The 15049-nt window shown below is 38.8% G+C and carries 15 protein-coding genes; 1 reads left to right on the top strand and 14 read right to left on the bottom strand.

Annotation, left to right across the window (positions count from 1 at the left end; all coding sequences use genetic code 11):
* Nucleotides 1-66: 66 nt before the first annotated feature.
* The 12 genes from argC to MKY30_RS16405 form a co-directional block, all read right to left on the bottom strand.
* Entirely contained in the window at nucleotides 67-1104 is a 1038-nt protein-coding gene (gene argC, locus MKY30_RS16460) for an N-acetyl-gamma-glutamyl-phosphate reductase (protein WP_156985468.1), read from the bottom strand.
* Between the two features lie 201 nt (nucleotides 1105-1305).
* Entirely contained in the window at nucleotides 1306-2157 is an 852-nt protein-coding gene (locus MKY30_RS16455; protein ID WP_147208245.1) for an AraC family transcriptional regulator, read from the bottom strand.
* Nucleotides 2158-2261: 104 nt separating this feature from the next.
* A complete protein-coding gene (locus MKY30_RS16450; protein ID WP_341084833.1) occupies nucleotides 2262-3227 on the bottom strand; it encodes an alpha/beta hydrolase in 966 nt (321 codons plus the stop codon).
* 231 nt (nucleotides 3228-3458) lie between these two features.
* Nucleotides 3459-4571: an ABC transporter permease gene (locus tag MKY30_RS16445; protein WP_147208249.1), complete on the bottom strand. Its 1113-nt coding sequence runs from the start codon at nucleotides 4569-4571 to the stop codon at nucleotides 3459-3461.
* Nucleotides 4568-5824: an ABC transporter permease gene (locus tag MKY30_RS16440; protein ID WP_147208251.1), complete on the bottom strand. Its 1257-nt coding sequence runs from the start codon at nucleotides 5822-5824 to the stop codon at nucleotides 4568-4570. Before MKY30_RS16440 ends, MKY30_RS16445 begins: the two co-directional genes overlap by 4 nt.
* A 13-nt stretch (nucleotides 5825-5837) precedes the next feature.
* Nucleotides 5838-6770 (bottom strand): ABC transporter ATP-binding protein, encoded by a 933-nt coding sequence (locus tag MKY30_RS16435; RefSeq protein ID WP_341084831.1) that lies wholly within the window; start codon nucleotides 6768-6770, stop codon nucleotides 5838-5840.
* 168 nt (nucleotides 6771-6938) lie between these two features.
* Entirely contained in the window at nucleotides 6939-7757 is an 819-nt protein-coding gene (locus tag MKY30_RS16430) for a cytochrome c oxidase assembly protein (RefSeq protein WP_147208255.1), read from the bottom strand.
* A gap of 298 nt (nucleotides 7758-8055) precedes the next feature.
* Nucleotides 8056-8694, bottom strand: a complete 639-nt coding sequence (locus MKY30_RS16425; RefSeq protein WP_147208257.1) for a response regulator transcription factor — start codon at nucleotides 8692-8694, stop codon at nucleotides 8056-8058.
* 26 nt (nucleotides 8695-8720) lie between these two features.
* Nucleotides 8721-9794, bottom strand: coding sequence for a sensor histidine kinase (locus MKY30_RS16420; RefSeq protein ID WP_147208259.1), 1074 nt, complete (start codon nucleotides 9792-9794; stop codon nucleotides 8721-8723).
* Nucleotides 9794-10324 carry a DNA-deoxyinosine glycosylase gene (locus MKY30_RS16415; protein WP_186813521.1) on the bottom strand — a complete coding sequence of 177 codons (531 nt, stop codon included), beginning with the start codon at nucleotides 10322-10324 and terminating at the stop codon, nucleotides 9794-9796. Before MKY30_RS16415 ends, MKY30_RS16420 begins: the two co-directional genes overlap by 1 nt.
* Nucleotides 10325-10387: 63 nt before the next feature.
* Nucleotides 10388-10948 (bottom strand): maltose acetyltransferase domain-containing protein, encoded by a 561-nt coding sequence (locus tag MKY30_RS16410; RefSeq protein WP_147208261.1) that lies wholly within the window; start codon nucleotides 10946-10948, stop codon nucleotides 10388-10390.
* A complete protein-coding gene (locus tag MKY30_RS16405; RefSeq protein ID WP_147208263.1) occupies nucleotides 10948-11346 on the bottom strand; it encodes a hypothetical protein in 399 nt (132 codons plus the stop codon). The genes MKY30_RS16410 and MKY30_RS16405 overlap by 1 nt, the downstream gene beginning before the upstream one ends.
* A 276-nt stretch (nucleotides 11347-11622) precedes the next feature.
* Between MKY30_RS16405 and MKY30_RS16400 the strand changes: the two genes are divergently transcribed.
* Complete coding sequence (locus MKY30_RS16400) at nucleotides 11623-13041, top strand: catalase (RefSeq protein ID WP_147208264.1); 1419 nt, start codon at nucleotides 11623-11625, stop codon at nucleotides 13039-13041.
* Nucleotides 13042-13103: 62 nt separating this feature from the next.
* Here the strand turns inward: MKY30_RS16400 and MKY30_RS16395 are convergent, their stop codons facing one another.
* Nucleotides 13104-14390, bottom strand: coding sequence for a nucleobase:cation symporter-2 family protein (locus MKY30_RS16395; protein WP_341084829.1), 1287 nt, complete (start codon nucleotides 14388-14390; stop codon nucleotides 13104-13106).
* Nucleotides 14390-14974, bottom strand: a complete 585-nt coding sequence (locus MKY30_RS16390) for a xanthine phosphoribosyltransferase (protein ID WP_147208268.1) — start codon at nucleotides 14972-14974, stop codon at nucleotides 14390-14392. Before MKY30_RS16390 ends, MKY30_RS16395 begins: the two co-directional genes overlap by 1 nt.
* Nucleotides 14975-15049: the final 75 nt, after the last annotated feature.

Raw genomic sequence — 15049 nt, 5'->3', positions numbered from 1 at the left:
CGTTCTTAGTAGAAGATCCTCTTATCGCCGTGTCATCTTTATTGAACTTTTTGAATATCCTCCTATTTACGGAAATACCGGTATAAATTCCAGTCCCATAGTCTCTTCCCATCCGTTCATAATATTGGCATTTTGGATTGCCTGGCCGGCAGCTCCCTTTACCAAATTATCAATCGCTGATACAACCACAAGGCTATTTGTCCTCTCATCCACATATGCCCCAATATCACAGAAGTTGCTGCCCGCTACCCCTTTCGTTGTCGGGAATATTCCCTCCGGTAAAATCCGGACAAAGGATTTTTCCTGATAATATTCCTCAAGATAATTTAAAATAGAAGCCGTTGTTTCCCGCTGTTTTATATCCGCATATATCGTACACATCAGGCCTCTTGTCATTGGAACTAAATGCGTTGTAAAAGATACTTTTAAGTCTTTTCCAGCAAACTTTGAAGCATAACGTTCAATTTCCGGAATATGCTGATGCTGCCCAATTTTATATGGAATAACATTTTCATTTGTTGTAGAGAAATGTGTTTTTTCACTCAGCCCTTTTCCCGCTCCGGATATTCCTGTTTTTGCATCAATGCGAATCCCTTTCGTCTGAATCTTATCCCCATCGATAAGAGGGATTAACGCTGACAAAGCAGCAGTTGGGAAACAGCCTGGATTAGAAATAATAGAAGCTGTTTTTATATCCTCTGTAAAAATATCACTAAGACCAAACACCGCTTTTTCCAAGACCTCCGCCGAGGCAGGCTCTTTTCCGTACCATTCACTGTATTCCTCCCCTGTCAGCCGGAAATCCCCTGATAAATCAATACATTGAACGGAAGTGTCCTGGAAAGAAGGGATAATATTCTTAGCGACACCCGCTGGAGTTGCTAAGAATAAAATATCAATCTCTTTTTTCAGTTCCTCTAAATCTAGTGATTCCATCTTTTTAGTAATAATTACCGATAAATGAGGATAAGTAGATGATAAATCCTCCCCTGCTTGTGATTGCGAGATAATTTTAGTAAGCTGGATTTCTTTATGCGATTGGAGGAGTCTTATAAGCTCAATTGCCCCGTAACCAGTTCCTCCAATAATTGCTGCTTTTTTCAATAACCTTCTCTCCCTTATCTGAAAAATTAATTATTAATCATTATAAATTTTTATGTATGTTTATGCAAGAGAATTTATAAATATTAATAAATTTTCTTTAAATAACAAGTTAACACGTATAAAAAATGTATATAAAAAAAAAAAAAGACATCGACCAGCTGATCAATGTCTTTTTTTATTTCATTCTAATATAATGCCTGCCTATTTAACCGGAATCCAAATTTCTGAATAATAGTTCTCTTCAGAAGCATCACCATCTGAATACACTTCTAATTCTGGTGTACCTGCATGCTCATAATTACTGGACGGAAACCATTCTGAAAATATTTGCTTCCACACTTTTTGAATAGCATTAGGCATTGCTCCATGAACTTCAAATATCGCCCACTTAGATGCCGGAATCTCCGTGGCTTCAAACCTTTCTGGTGTTTCATTCTGATAAGCTGTTCCAATCCAATAGTCAATGGATTTATCATTTTTATCATCACATACACCTATAACACCTTGTACTGGTCCATTATTCAGACTGCTTAATAATTCATCTGTACCATCTGTATGCGCCAGCTGCCACATCTCAGAAATTCCAGTCAGATTTTGCTCGTTAATTAATGAAAATTCTTTTCTTACTCCAATCACCTTAAATGCCTCATGGTCAACAATCTTGTAGTTCATAGGATTCTCCCCTTTTAAATTCACCTGAATAACCAGGCGGTTATATGATGTGAAGTTTCCTGAATACTTCCGCGCCTCTCTTGGTGTAATTCCATGCTGTTTACGAAATGCTTTCGAGAAAGCTTCCGGGGTTTCATACCCATATTTGTGGGCAATATCTATAATCCTTTCATCTGATTTTCTTAACTCATTGGCTGCTAAGGTCAGGCGACGCCGTCGAATATACTCTGCAATTGTGATTCCTGTCATTATATTAAATGTTCTTTGAAAATGAAACACGGAAAAATTCGCCTGCTTTGCAATTTCTTCAATGGATAGCTCCTCCAACATTTTTTCTTCCATATAATTCAAAGCTGTTTGTATTGATTTCACCCACATCAAGTGATTCACCCCTTAATGACATCTTAGCAAGACTTCCCGATGAAATCCTGTTCTTCCGTGCTCACCTTTGACAGATTTATAGGTAACCATCTGCCGCGTCTTTGCTAGTCTTCCTTTACAAAACGCTCTAAAAATTCATCCAAAGTTTTCTTATATAGTGTTTCGTCCTTCACAAAGGATTCTCCATGGCTTGCACCATCCACAAGTAAAAGTTCTTTCTCAGTTTTTGTGTTTTCATAAAGCTCCTCTGTCATTTCTGTCGGCACAAAGACATCCTTTTTTCCATGAATAAATAAAATCGGGACTTTTGCCTTTTCGACCTGATCCAGTGCAGAGGCTTCCTTCAAATCATAGCCGGCCCGAATCTGTGTTACCAGACTGGTAGACGGAATAAACGGGAACGCTGGCAGATGGAACATCCGGTCAAGATGATAAGCGAATAGATCATTGGCATCTGTATAAGATGCATCTGCTACAATTGCTTTCACATTAGCAGGAAGCTCTTCTCCACTCGCCATTAAAACAGTGGATCCCCCCATAGAAACGCCGTGAAGTACAATTTCCGCGTCATCACCAACCCTTTCAATAACCTGATCAATCCAGTTGATTAAGTCCAGACGGTCATGCCAGCCAAAACCAATATAATCTCCTTCACTTTCTCCATGCCCGCGCATGTCTGCAGTAAAAACATTATATCCCAGGTCCTCATAATAATGCTGACCAAATAAAGACATATCCTTTCCGCGCCCTAAGTAGCCATGAGCGAAAATAACTACTTTCTTCGTCGGCTGTTTTGCCTCCAGGTAGTATCCCTGCAAGTCAAGTCCGTCAAAGGAAGTCTGATGCCATGTTTCAAATGGCTGTTCATCCGACCAGTCACGCCAATCTCCCTCCAGTAATATATCCAAAGTCTCTGCCTCAACCTCTAAATCAGTATTTCCGTTCAAAAAATCCTTTACATTACGCTCAACGGCGAGATTATAAAAGAAAACGGCAGCTGCAAAATTTATAATAAGGAATATGACAACTATCCCTGAAATAATCCAAATCCATTTTTTCTTTTTCTTCACACCATGACCCTCTTTTCTATCTGTCTATCTTTCTATTTCATTATACAAGAAATTCACTTATGTATATAATCCAAGTTATGGGAGATATTATGACATTTTTATAGAATAGATAGGCATTTCTTAAGTCATTCATCTCTTAAATTCTCCTGATTTTTCATACCCTTAGATACATAAAAACGTAGAAGAACCTGTATGAATACAAATTCTTCTACGTTTTATCGACTTACTTAATTAAATATGACGTTTTTCCATTAAATGAATGCCGATTCCGGTAAATAAAACAGCCATCAATGTCAATATACTGATCGGCTGCAGAAGCTCCGTAAAAGAGTATCCATATACTGCCGCTCCTTGGATAATATCCAATCCATATTTAATTGGATTCAGCTTGGCTAAAAACAGTAAAACAGGATTACTGACAATTTCCAGCGGCCAAAATGCCCCGCCAATCATCGCTAAACTTACTGTAATAATGCTGATTGCTGCATTAAATTGCTCCACATTTTTAACAAGCGCTGTAATTAAAATTGACATAGCAACAATTGCTAAAGCATATGGAATTAACATCAGTAAGATTTCAATCATCTGATCATTGAAGGTAATCCCTCGCCAGAAATAGAAGACACTGAAAATAATTAAAATTTGCAGATATCCCTCGATAAAGCTGTATAGCAGATTAGCAATATACATTTCTGATTTTTTTACCGGCGATAAAATTATTCGGTCCCAGACACCCATCCGCTTCTCTGTCAAAATTTTCACTACTCCATATGCAATGGTATAAATTGCGAAAAATAATGCAAAGCCGCCGATACGATGAACATTATCATCGTATTTCCACGACTCTTCCCCTGAAAAGCTGTTTACAGCCAAATCGAATGTTCCATCAGATAATGTTTCTTTGTAGGCTGAAACAGCTTGATCTGCCTCCATCCCCGCTGCATCAGCTGTATCTCCGATTAACGTTTCCTGAATATCTGTTGTATATACCTCCTGAACCGTTTGTTGAATCAGACCAGCATTCGGTGATTCTACACCTACTAAAATATCAAACCGATTTTTAGATAAAATGACACCCGTATCTGCTTCGCCTTCCCTGAGCTCTTCTTCTAACGTTTCTTTATCTACTGGATAAAATTGAAAAGCCTCCTGTTGTTCAAGAAAACTCTGATAGCCGTCAGCTCCTTCTTCTACATATACCGGTACCGGAAGACCTCCTCCCCCGCCACCAACGTTCATAGATGAAATCACCCAGGCAAATACAATAGACATTCCTGTAAAAAGGAGGAAAGTAAATGGATTACGAATAAATTCACGTACCCGCGCTAAGAGTATCCCTTTCATCGTGTTGACCCCCTTTTTGGAAAGCTCATTGCAGCCACAATAATCGTTACAACACCAAAGCTGATCATATAGATAAGATAATTGGCAACATCCTCCAAGCCGCTCCCACGGAGTATTTGGATATAAGCACTCAATCCAGATCCGTTCGGCGTCAAATTACCTAAGCGCGCTATGGTTTCCGATAATTCTCCAATTGGGAAAAAGCTTCCTCCGATAAATGCTAAGATAGAGGTTACTACTCCTGAAAAAAATCCGATGATCGCATCTGATTTAAAACGGTAGCTGATAGCCGTCAATAAAACAGTAATTCCCCCTACAGCAATAGCATAAGAGATGGTAGTAATCAAAAATGTCAGAATGTCATTGAAACTAACCTGGAATACAAAATACGAAAAACAAAAGAGAAATAATAATTGAATAAAGGCAATAATCGTACCCGAAATTAAAATACTAAGGAAATACAGCCACCTTGACATATCGCCGACAATAATACGATCAAATACCTGATCCTGTCTTTCTCTGGTTGCAAAGAATCCAATTGTGGAAGCAACATATAATCCGGTAAAGACAGCCATTGCTATGGTATAATAATCGCGCGAAGAAATCGGCTCCATTTGATCAATTTGTGTTTGCTCCCCGACACTTGCTGCCGCCTGCATTTCTTCCATGTCTACATCAAGACCATTCTGCTGAAGGAAGGTCTGTGTTGTCAGATTCTCATCAAATTGTTCTAAAATTTGCGATAAGACAGATGAATAAATGCCATCCTCCTGATTGACATGCAACGTTATTTCAGGTCTTTCACCGCCTTGTTCAGAGATACTCTGCAACATATCATAGGTGAAGTTTTCCGGAACCTCGATTAGACCTGAATAGGAATCATCTGCAAGCACATCTGCTTTTTCATCTTTATGAATAACATTTAATTCGATCATTTCCTGCAAATCTTCCCCTTGAAAAATATCCTCTCTAAGCATCGTAATCATTTGCATATCTTCACTGTTACCAAAAGTCTCTGCCGGTACACCAAGCGCATCCATTTCATTAATAAATCGCTCTATCTGTTTCGATTCATCCTCATGCTCCAGCCAGGCTACTTTTAATTCAAGTTTTGGACTGCCACTTTCCATAAAGCCAGCCAATGCAATACTTAAAATAAGAATGAGTATAATCGGTAATCCCAAAAGTAAAAAAATTTGGACTGGATTACGCCATAGCAGGAGCAATTGTTTTTTAATTAATTGAAATAACATAGAAACCCCTCCTTTAATCGCGTAATGCTCTTCCAGTTAAGTGCAGGAACACATCTTCTAATGTCGGGGACTTTACATGCAGTGAGCGTAAAGCAATCCCGTATTCTTCCGTCATGGAAATAATTTCGGAAAACAGATTGACTTCCTTTGGTGTAATTAATGTAATCTCATCTTCCTCAACATGAACCTTCGTAATGGATTCATGTCCCTTTAACTGTGCAATAAACATACTGTTCCAACGATCAGCCTGAATGGAAATTGTATTTTCTGAGGAAAGAATCTGCTTAATTTCCTCTTTGGTACCAGAAGCAATTAAATTCCCCTGGTCCATAATGTAAATACGATCACACAGATAATCGACTTCTTCCATGTAATGACTTGTATAGACGACCGTCATTTGGTGCTCCTTGTTCAAACGCTTTACCGTCTCTAAAATATAGCTTCTTGATTGCGGATCAATTCCCACAGTCGGTTCATCCATAATCAGGATTTGGGGATTATGAAGCATCGCAACTCCAATGTTCAAGCGTCTTTTCATTCCACCTGAAAAAGAACCCACAAGTGCTTTTCTTTTCTCTGTTAAACCAATCAGCTCTAAAATTTCATTGACACGCTGTTTTAATTTTGATCCTTTCAATCGATAGATTCTTCCAAAGAAAAGCAGATTTTCCTCCGCTGACAGCTGCGGGTATAGCGCAATTTCCTGGGGAACAACCCCGATGGCTTTCCGTAACGGAGCAGGCTTTTGGATAACAGACTCTTTTAAAAAACGCACGTCTCCCTGTGTTGGTTCAATTAACGTAGAAAGTATAGAGATCGCCGTTGACTTTCCAGCTCCATTCGGCCCGAGCAACCCAACAATCTCCCCTTGTTCGATAAACATATTTAATGACTTTACTGCTTCTATTTTTTTAAAACGCTTTGAAATATCAACTAATTCCAGCACGATATTCCCTCCTCACGAGAATCTACTTATATTTTATAGTCTTTTGAAACAAAGAAACACTACCTCTCGTCACTAATCACTCTGAAAAAAAGTGACTCCAGTCATTTTTTTGAGATAATAGAATAGAAAAACAGCAGAGCTGAAAAATCAGTTCTGCTGTTTTAAAGTTTATAATGCTTTTTCATTCTTAAATTGCCGCTGTGACCAAACCAAAGTAATAACAGATACCAGTGCAATACTGAATAGAAAAATTAAAATCCCCATTTGCTGCTCATAAACCGGGTCGAACGGTAAAAAGCCTATATAAAATTCATCGGGCATCTGCAGGTCAACTGGAATACAGACTTTTAATGATTCCAGAAATACAGCAGGATCATTGTAAGTTTGATAAATACCTGTACTTGCTAATAATCCATAAAAACAATATGGCAGAAAAGCAGAAATTTGTATCGCCATTGCATACCATCTGACACGATTATCCAGCCAATAATAGAAAAATGCAGACCAGAAATTTAAAGCTGCTATAAATAAACCCAGCATAAAGAAATGATTCCAATATAACTCCATACGGGCAATGTCAAACATAAATGGCATATGATAGCTGTAAAAAAAGACAGTCAGTATTATAATAGCTGCTGCCGGTTTTCTGAGATAATCAAGCATTCTCTGCATCCAGCTTATTTTTTGGCTGATCCACGATTTCGGTCTCCAGCCAATAACCAGCAGCGGTGCTGCCACAAACAGCAAGCCGACAATTTGATACATATGCGCCTGCAGTGTCAGTCTGCCAATAATATTCAGCGGACTTCCTGCAGCTAAAAATAGAACAGTCATACCCAATAGGAAAGAGATTGTATGTATCGCCTTGACTTTCCCCTTGGAAGGAATCATAAAAAAGTAACAAATAATAATAAATGCACAAAATAAGAAGATTCCGCCGTTCCACAGTGTAGAAAAATGAAATTCATCTAAAAATATTTCAATCATAAATCCTTCACCAAACTTCAATTAAGATTACTTCAACCTTGAACTACTCGTTATTAAAATCTCAAAGTGTTTCAAATTTCCGATGACAATATAAGTCAACTTCATTCTCATCAGAGCTTAAGACCGGGACGAACCGCCGCAAAACAATCATTGGCAAAACACCCGGCCATCTTGTTCGCTAATACAGATGGATGAGGCGAAACCCGCTGTACCCTCAACACTGATGTTCCTTGTTTCATTATAAAATATGCAACACCTGACATCCGTAGAAAAACGTACAATTTCTTGACATTCTCTTTCAGGAAATGTCATGCGTTACTGCATAAATAGCAAGCTGTGTCCGATCTCTCTGACCTGTCTTTTGAAGAATAACAGAAATATGATTTTTAACAGTTCCTATGGATAGATACAGTTCCGCAGCGATTTCTTTATTCGTTTTTCCCTGTCCAATCCGTTTCGTAATCGCCCGCTCTCTTTCCGTAAGATCAACATGCGGGGCGGCAGCTGCTTTTTTAGATTGCTTCAATAATCTCGGCATTACTTTTGCTGTTACTTCGTCATGCAGCACTACGCCGCCCTTCATCACACTGTAAACAGCTTCAATAAGCTTTTTTCCGTCAGAGGTTTTCAATAAGAAACCGCTCGCTCCTTCGTTAAGCGCTTCCAGTGCATATTCATCATCGTTAAAGGTGGTTAAGATTAAAATAGCTGTTTCTGGCCACTGATCTTTTATTTTTCTCGTTGCTTCAATTCCATTCATATCCGGCATACGGATATCCATAAAAATAACGTCAACTCGATGAGCTGCCATCTTCTCTATAGCCTCTAATCCATTACTTGCTTCACAGCTCACACGGATTTCGTTATCCTGTTCGAGAATCATTCGCAATCCTTGCCGTACAATCTCCTGATCTTCTACAAGCATAACGTGAAACATCCATTATCATCTCCTATTACTGTATGTTATCCGGGAATCCTGCCTGATAAAACAAATTTATCCGGCAATTGAATGATCTCTAATTTACCATCTTGTTCTTCAATACGGCTCCGCATATTTGTCAGACCAAATCCCGGTTCAAAAGCCTTCACCTCATAAATTGCATTCGTTATTTCAAATTGAATTGCTCCATCTGCAGATTTGCTTAATGTCACATGGACTTCACGACTGTTTGCGTGACGCATGGCATTGGTAATCCCCTCTTGAATAACTCTGTAAAGAAGTACACTTTTGACATTCGATATTGGCACAGATAATACACCATTTTTCATTGTGAAATGTACATTCAAATGACTTTCACTTTCTAATTTTCGAATTAGATAGACTACGGTTGCTATTCCTTCCGTTTCTTCCTCTTTTAATGCTTTTACAGCGTCTCTTGTTTCCTGTAAGCTTCTATTCGCTAACCCCTTCATTTGTCCTAATTCTAAATCTGGGTACTTAATAGACAGCATCTCTATTTGCATGATTAATGCGGTTAAATGATGTCCGACAGAATCATGCATATCTCTGGCAATACGTGTTCTTTCTTCTATCTTAGCATTTTCTTCAGCTGTAAGATGAAGCCGCTTCAATTGCCGATAGGAATCACTTAACTTATCATATAAATTTTTATAATATTGATCTTTGCTCCATTGTTTATGCAGGAGAAAGCTTAACGCAAAAACAAAAACACTTCCCAGAAACAGTGCATAGGAGATGGATGGAATAAATGAAAATAACAGACAGGTAATAACGGCCCCCGATAAAAGGATATAGTATGCATTTGTATGTAGCTGTCTGGCGGCTAATAACAAAAGTAACCATACTAAACCAGTAGAAAATAAAACATTTTCAGAGAAAAAGAATCCAGCACATAATATAATAATAATATTTCCGAGTAATAGATACAGCCGTTTTGTACGGAATGACAGCAGGAAAAACGAAGCCAGGCTCAGCGCAAATAAAAAGAAATGATAAGGGATGAACTTACTGCTGAATAGGAGTAAACCAATCCATAATATTGAAAAAAGCACAAATTGCAGCCAGAATAGTTTCATTATATCTCCTCTTCGTAAGACTTTATAACATCTAAGTAATTTGTAATGACACTCCAGGATTCTATTTTTTCTTCGAACGTTTTATTATACTTCCCTGGAACAGGACTTGTGGAAGGGAGCTTGATAACATCGATTTCCTGCTGCAATAGTGGAGAGATAAACTTCTTATACATTTGATAGGCCTTCGTTCCATTGCAGGCAATAAGCTGTATGGTTGGATATTCTTCTAAAAGACCCGCAATATCATTAGGCTCTTCTTCTTCAATATGTATATCCAGGCTTCCCTGCCGGTAACAATACCCAATTGTATCCCATAATGCTATGTGATTTTTCTTAATCAAGTGTATTTTTTCAGCATAAGTTTCAGCTGGCTTATCCTCTAAAATACGATACATTATTGGCCAGAAATGGTTTCTGGGATTTCCGTAGTACTCCTGCTCCTCCAGCGATTTTATGCTTGGCATGGAACCGACAATAAGAACTCTCGGCTTATTGCCGATAACAGGCGCAAACGATTGAAGCTTAGCCATAATGACCCTCCTCACTAATCTTTGACTACAAAAGAATAAACCTGGAATTTTGCAGAACTGCTTCTACAGCTCTACACTTTTAATAAACTTAGCCGGGTTTCCACCATAAATAACATTTGCAGGTACATCCTTTGTCACGACTGAACCAGAGGCAATTATTGTGTTATCTCCAATTGTTACACCGGGATTAATTATTGCTCCGCCGCCGACCCACACATTATTGCCTATAGTCACTGCTTTTCCAAATTCTATTCCAGAATTGCGTTCCTCAGGGTGAATTGGATGAGTGGCTGTATAAATATGTACCCCTGGTGCAAGCATACAATTATCACCAATACGAATCGGACAGATATCTAACATGACACAATTAAAATTTGCGTAAAAATTCTCTCCAACATGAATATTATAGCCATAATCACAGTGAAAATCAGGCTCAATAAAAAGGGATTCTCCTGTTGATCCAAATATTTCTTTCAGACAGCTTGTGCGTCTGACAGTGTCATCCTCTGTGAGCGCATTATAATAACGCATCATTTTCCGGACATGAAGCCGATCTTTTACAAGTTCGCTGTCTGCCGGATCATATAATTCTCCTGCTTTCATTTTCTCTTTTTCTATTGACATTATATCTCCTCTTTCATCTTATTCTTATTTTGTCTCTGCTCGCGATTTTTCCACCAGCGAATTATCCTTTTTATTTTATCGGAAATAAATGTATATAGTTTTTTTAATTCAGGACCAAAGAATATCCAAAAAAGGATATACAGATATCCTAATAAAAGAAAAACACCAATACCGCTTCTTCCTCTGGCCTGCTGCCATATATAAGCTATTTCATTCATACCTTCTGGTCGATTAATACTATATAAAAAGCTCACAAGCGGCAATAAAAGAGATAAAATAATAGCTAAAACCGCTAACACTTCATAACGCCTTCTCACCCATTGAATGATACCAATCAGCAATGCTGTTAATATTATAAGTCCATAGATAAATAGTGTACCATTTGACAAATCAGTCATTCCTGCACTTCCTCCTTCATTAGTTTACATAAAAAAGATATACTTTGATTTTAGCTCAGGTTGCTCTCAAATGCTAGCAATCAAATGAACTACCTGCTTATCCTCCTTAAAAATTTTAAAGCTGCAGTTTATTAGGTGCTCCTTTTCAACCTTCCGTATCTATTTCTCACCATTTACTTTTCTAATCAATCCGATTATTTCCCGTTAATAATGCATATTGATACAAGTCCCATTCATAACAATATAAAGTAGATCATTTTTTACAAGGAGGAAATAATGACCGATAATAATCAAAATCCTCAACAAAAAAGACGCATACCTGTGCGAAAAACAGCAGTATCAACAGGAAACAAGCAGCCTGTTCGTCAACCTAAGCAGCCGGATAATCCTGAATTATTATATTCACAGACGGTTGGTAAGGAAGGCCCGGTACTTGAGCAAGATAGTATTTTGCATGAATCGCTGGAAACACTTGTTCACTCGAAGATTGTGGAGCGGCCTTTACATGTGAAAGGGACAGGGGCTTTCGGTTATTTCGAAACATTGAATAGTATGAGCGAATATACCAAGCTTCCCTTTCTGCAGCAGGCTGGTACAACCGTTCCTGTCGCAGTCCGTTTTTCGCTCGGAGCGAGCAATAAAGGCACCCCAGACACGTTACGAAACGTTCGTGGATTTTCAACGAAATTCTATACAGACGATGGAATCTTTGACCTTATTTGCAACCATATCCCTATCTTTTCGTTACGCGATCCTAGACGTTTTGCAGAAAGCGTGGAAGTAATGTCGCCCTCACCAAAGAACAATTTAATGGATCCGAACCGGGTTTGGGAATTTGTCGCCACCACTCCAGAGTCCATTAATTTTTTCGTCCAGCTTTATTCTGATCATGGTACAATCAAAAGTCTGCGGCGGATTCCTGGCCACAGTGTCAGTACGTACGTATGGCGAAATGCACAGGGAAAGCGCCACTACATTAAATACCTCTGGGTTCCATTTGATGGTGTGGAATATATTACAAATGAAGAGGCAGAGAAGCTTGCAGCGATGAATCCGGACTATGCCGCTGAAGATCTCTTCCAGACAATTGCCGGAGGAGAATCCGTAGAATACGGTTTGTACGTTCAAATTTTAGACCCCGAGGATGCAGAAAAACTGCCATTTGATCCGCTTGATGATACAAAAGTGTGGGATGAGGAATTATTACCTTTCCACCCTGTCGGCAAGATGGTACTCAACCGCAATCCTGACAATTACATGGAACAAGTAGAAAAGATTGCCTTTTCACCTTCAAATTTATTAGATGGAGCGGAGTTGTCATTTGATAAGATATTACAAGGGCGGTCGAATATATATTGGGATTCCCAACGTTATCGGATTGGACCGCAATTCCGTAAAGTGCCAATAAATGATCAGAAGCATTGGCAGCCAGATGATTTGCAGACAAGTGGAGAAGGAGAATTTGTAGAAGGGAGACTCGTGCGTTCAGATATACCAAAAGCAAAACAGGATGATTTTTCTCAAGCTGGAGAGTTCTATCAATCGTTATCGCCAACAGGAAAATCTCATCTTGTCTCGAACCTTGTCGCCGCACTGACAGGAGTACGCAGAGACTTACAAACGAAGGTGATTGAATATCTATCTCTTGCTTCCCCTGAGCTGGGTAAACGTGTATCGGAAGGATTACGCCAGTAAATTAAAAAACTACTGATTCATTGAAGAAATCAGTAGTTTTTCTTATCGTTTGTACTTTTTTATTATACTTCTTTTGCCAGTTCTCCAGTTTCCGTTTTACGTCGTGGAGTCCTGTTAAATATAATATTTAAAACAATTGCTGTAACACTTCCCGCTACAATACCGTTACTCGTTAAAATTTGTAACGAAGATGGCAGTATATCAAACAATTCCGGTACAACTGTAACACCGAGTCCCATGCCAACTGAACATGCAATAATCATCGAATTTTCCGTCGACTCTGAAATGACTGCACCAAGCATTTTAATCCCCTGTGCTACGACCATCCCAAACATTGCCAGCATCGCTCCGCCTAATACCGAAGTCGGAATAATTGTTGTAACAGCAGCAATTTTAGGGATGAATCCTAATACAACCAGCATAGAACCAGTGATAACAATAACACTGCGTTTTTTTACACCGGTCATCTGCATAAGACCAACGTTTTGAGAAAAAGCAGTATATTGAAATGCATTGAATATTCCTCCGAGTAAAATTGCTAAGCCCTCTGCACGATATCCTTTGGATAAATCTTTTTCTGTTAATTTTTTCTTCGTAATATCACCCAAGGCAAAATAAACACCTGTTGATTCTACGAGAGATACCATTGCTACTAAAATCATTGTAATAATCGCTGACCATTCAAATGTCGGTGTTCCAAAGTAGAAAGGGTGCACCATATGGAAATAAGAAGCTTCTGCAACGGCTGAAAAATCAACTCTTCCCATAAACCCGGCAGCAATCGTTCCAGCACCTAAACCAATTAATATAGAGATAGATTTCACAAATCCAGTTGTAAATCGATACATTAAAATGATAAATAATAATGTTCCAAATCCAAGTGCGATATTAGCAAATGAACCAAAATCCGCTGCTCCTTCTCCGCCGCCTAAATTATTAATTGCTACAGGAATCAGAGTAATTCCAATAATCGTTACAACAGATCCCGTCACTACCGGCGGGAAGAAGCGGACAAGCTTACCAAAGAATCCGCTTATTAAGAATACAAATAATCCAGATACAATAATTGCGCCATAGATAGCGGAGATACCGTACTGTCCTCCGATAGCAATCATTGGTGCAACAGCGGTAAAGGTACATCCTAATACAACCGGCAATCCAATACCAATATACTTGCTGTTCATAACCTGAAGAAGCGTGGCTATTCCGCACATTAAAATATCAATAGCTACCAGATACGTTAATTGCTCGGTAGTCAGCCCTAACTCAGCTCCGACAATAAGCGGTACTAAAATCGCTCCGGCATACATCGCTAATAGGTGCTGTAAACCCAATGCTGCCATTTTCATTACTGATGAGCCTCCTCTTTAAAAGCCACTTGCTTATTTTCCAATGACTCGATAATAGCCAATGACTCTACAGTAATTCCTTTTTCGCGAAGAGCTTGTCCGCCTTCCTGAAATCCTTTTTCTATAACAATTCCGATACCGGCAACAGTTGCTTTTGCCTGCTCAGCAATATCCAATAATCCAAGAGCTGCCTGTCCATTGGCTAAGAAATCATCAATAACCAGCAGGTTATCGCCTTCTTTAATAAAGTCATGAGAAACAGAAACCTTGCTCGTTGTCTGCTTTGTAAAGGAATAAACCTCTGCGGTCAGAAGATTATCTGTTAAAGTCAATGATTGCCGTTTTCTTGCAAAAATCACAGGAACCCCCAGCTCCAGGCCTGCCATTGTCGCAGGAGCAATTCCTGATGATTCTAACGTAAGAATTTTTGTTATTTTTTTATCCCGGAATCGATTCGCGAATTCCTTCCCAATTTCTTGCATTAATACAGGGTCTATCTGATGGTTTAAAAAAGCATCCACTTTTAATACCGCATCTGATAAGACTTTTCCTTCTGCTATAATTTTTTCCTTCAGTAATTCCATGAATGATTCCTCCTAAAATGTAAAAAAGCCCAAAAATCTACTAATGGGAAAAGTAGATTTTCGAGCGTCTTGTCG

It is taken from the genome of Oceanobacillus sp. FSL W8-0428, assembly GCF_038004405.1.
GTDB classification, from domain to species: Bacteria; Bacillota; Bacilli; order Bacillales; family Amphibacillaceae; genus Oceanobacillus; species Oceanobacillus sojae.
This window is presented reverse-complemented; position numbering and strand designations above follow the sequence as displayed.

Coding starts and splice junctions, on each gene's coding strand:
- MKY30_RS16445 (WP_147208249.1), bottom strand. CDS start 4,571: ATGAAAGGGATACTCTTAGCGCGGGTACGTGAATTTATTCGTAATCCA.
- MKY30_RS16440 (WP_147208251.1), bottom strand. CDS start 5,824: ATGTTATTTCAATTAATTAAAAAACAATTGCTCCTGCTATGGCGTAAT.
- MKY30_RS16430 (WP_147208255.1), bottom strand. CDS start 7,757: ATGATTGAAATATTTTTAGATGAATTTCATTTTTCTACACTGTGGAAC.
- MKY30_RS16425 (WP_147208257.1), bottom strand. CDS start 8,694: ATGTTTCACGTTATGCTTGTAGAAGATCAGGAGATTGTACGGCAAGGA.
- MKY30_RS16420 (WP_147208259.1), bottom strand. CDS start 9,794: ATGAAACTATTCTGGCTGCAATTTGTGCTTTTTTCAATATTATGGATT.
- MKY30_RS16415 (WP_186813521.1), bottom strand. CDS start 10,324: ATGGCTAAGCTTCAATCGTTTGCGCCTGTTATCGGCAATAAGCCGAGA.
- MKY30_RS16410 (WP_147208261.1), bottom strand. CDS start 10,948: ATGTCAATAGAAAAAGAGAAAATGAAAGCAGGAGAATTATATGATCCG.
- MKY30_RS16405 (WP_147208263.1), bottom strand. CDS start 11,346: ATGACTGATTTGTCAAATGGTACACTATTTATCTATGGACTTATAATA.
- MKY30_RS16400 (WP_147208264.1), top strand. CDS start 11,623: ATGACCGATAATAATCAAAATCCTCAACAAAAAAGACGCATACCTGTG.
- MKY30_RS16395 (WP_341084829.1), bottom strand. CDS start 14,390: ATGAAAATGGCAGCATTGGGTTTACAGCACCTATTAGCGATGTATGCC.
- MKY30_RS16390 (WP_147208268.1), bottom strand. CDS start 14,974: ATGGAATTACTGAAGGAAAAAATTATAGCAGAAGGAAAAGTCTTATCA.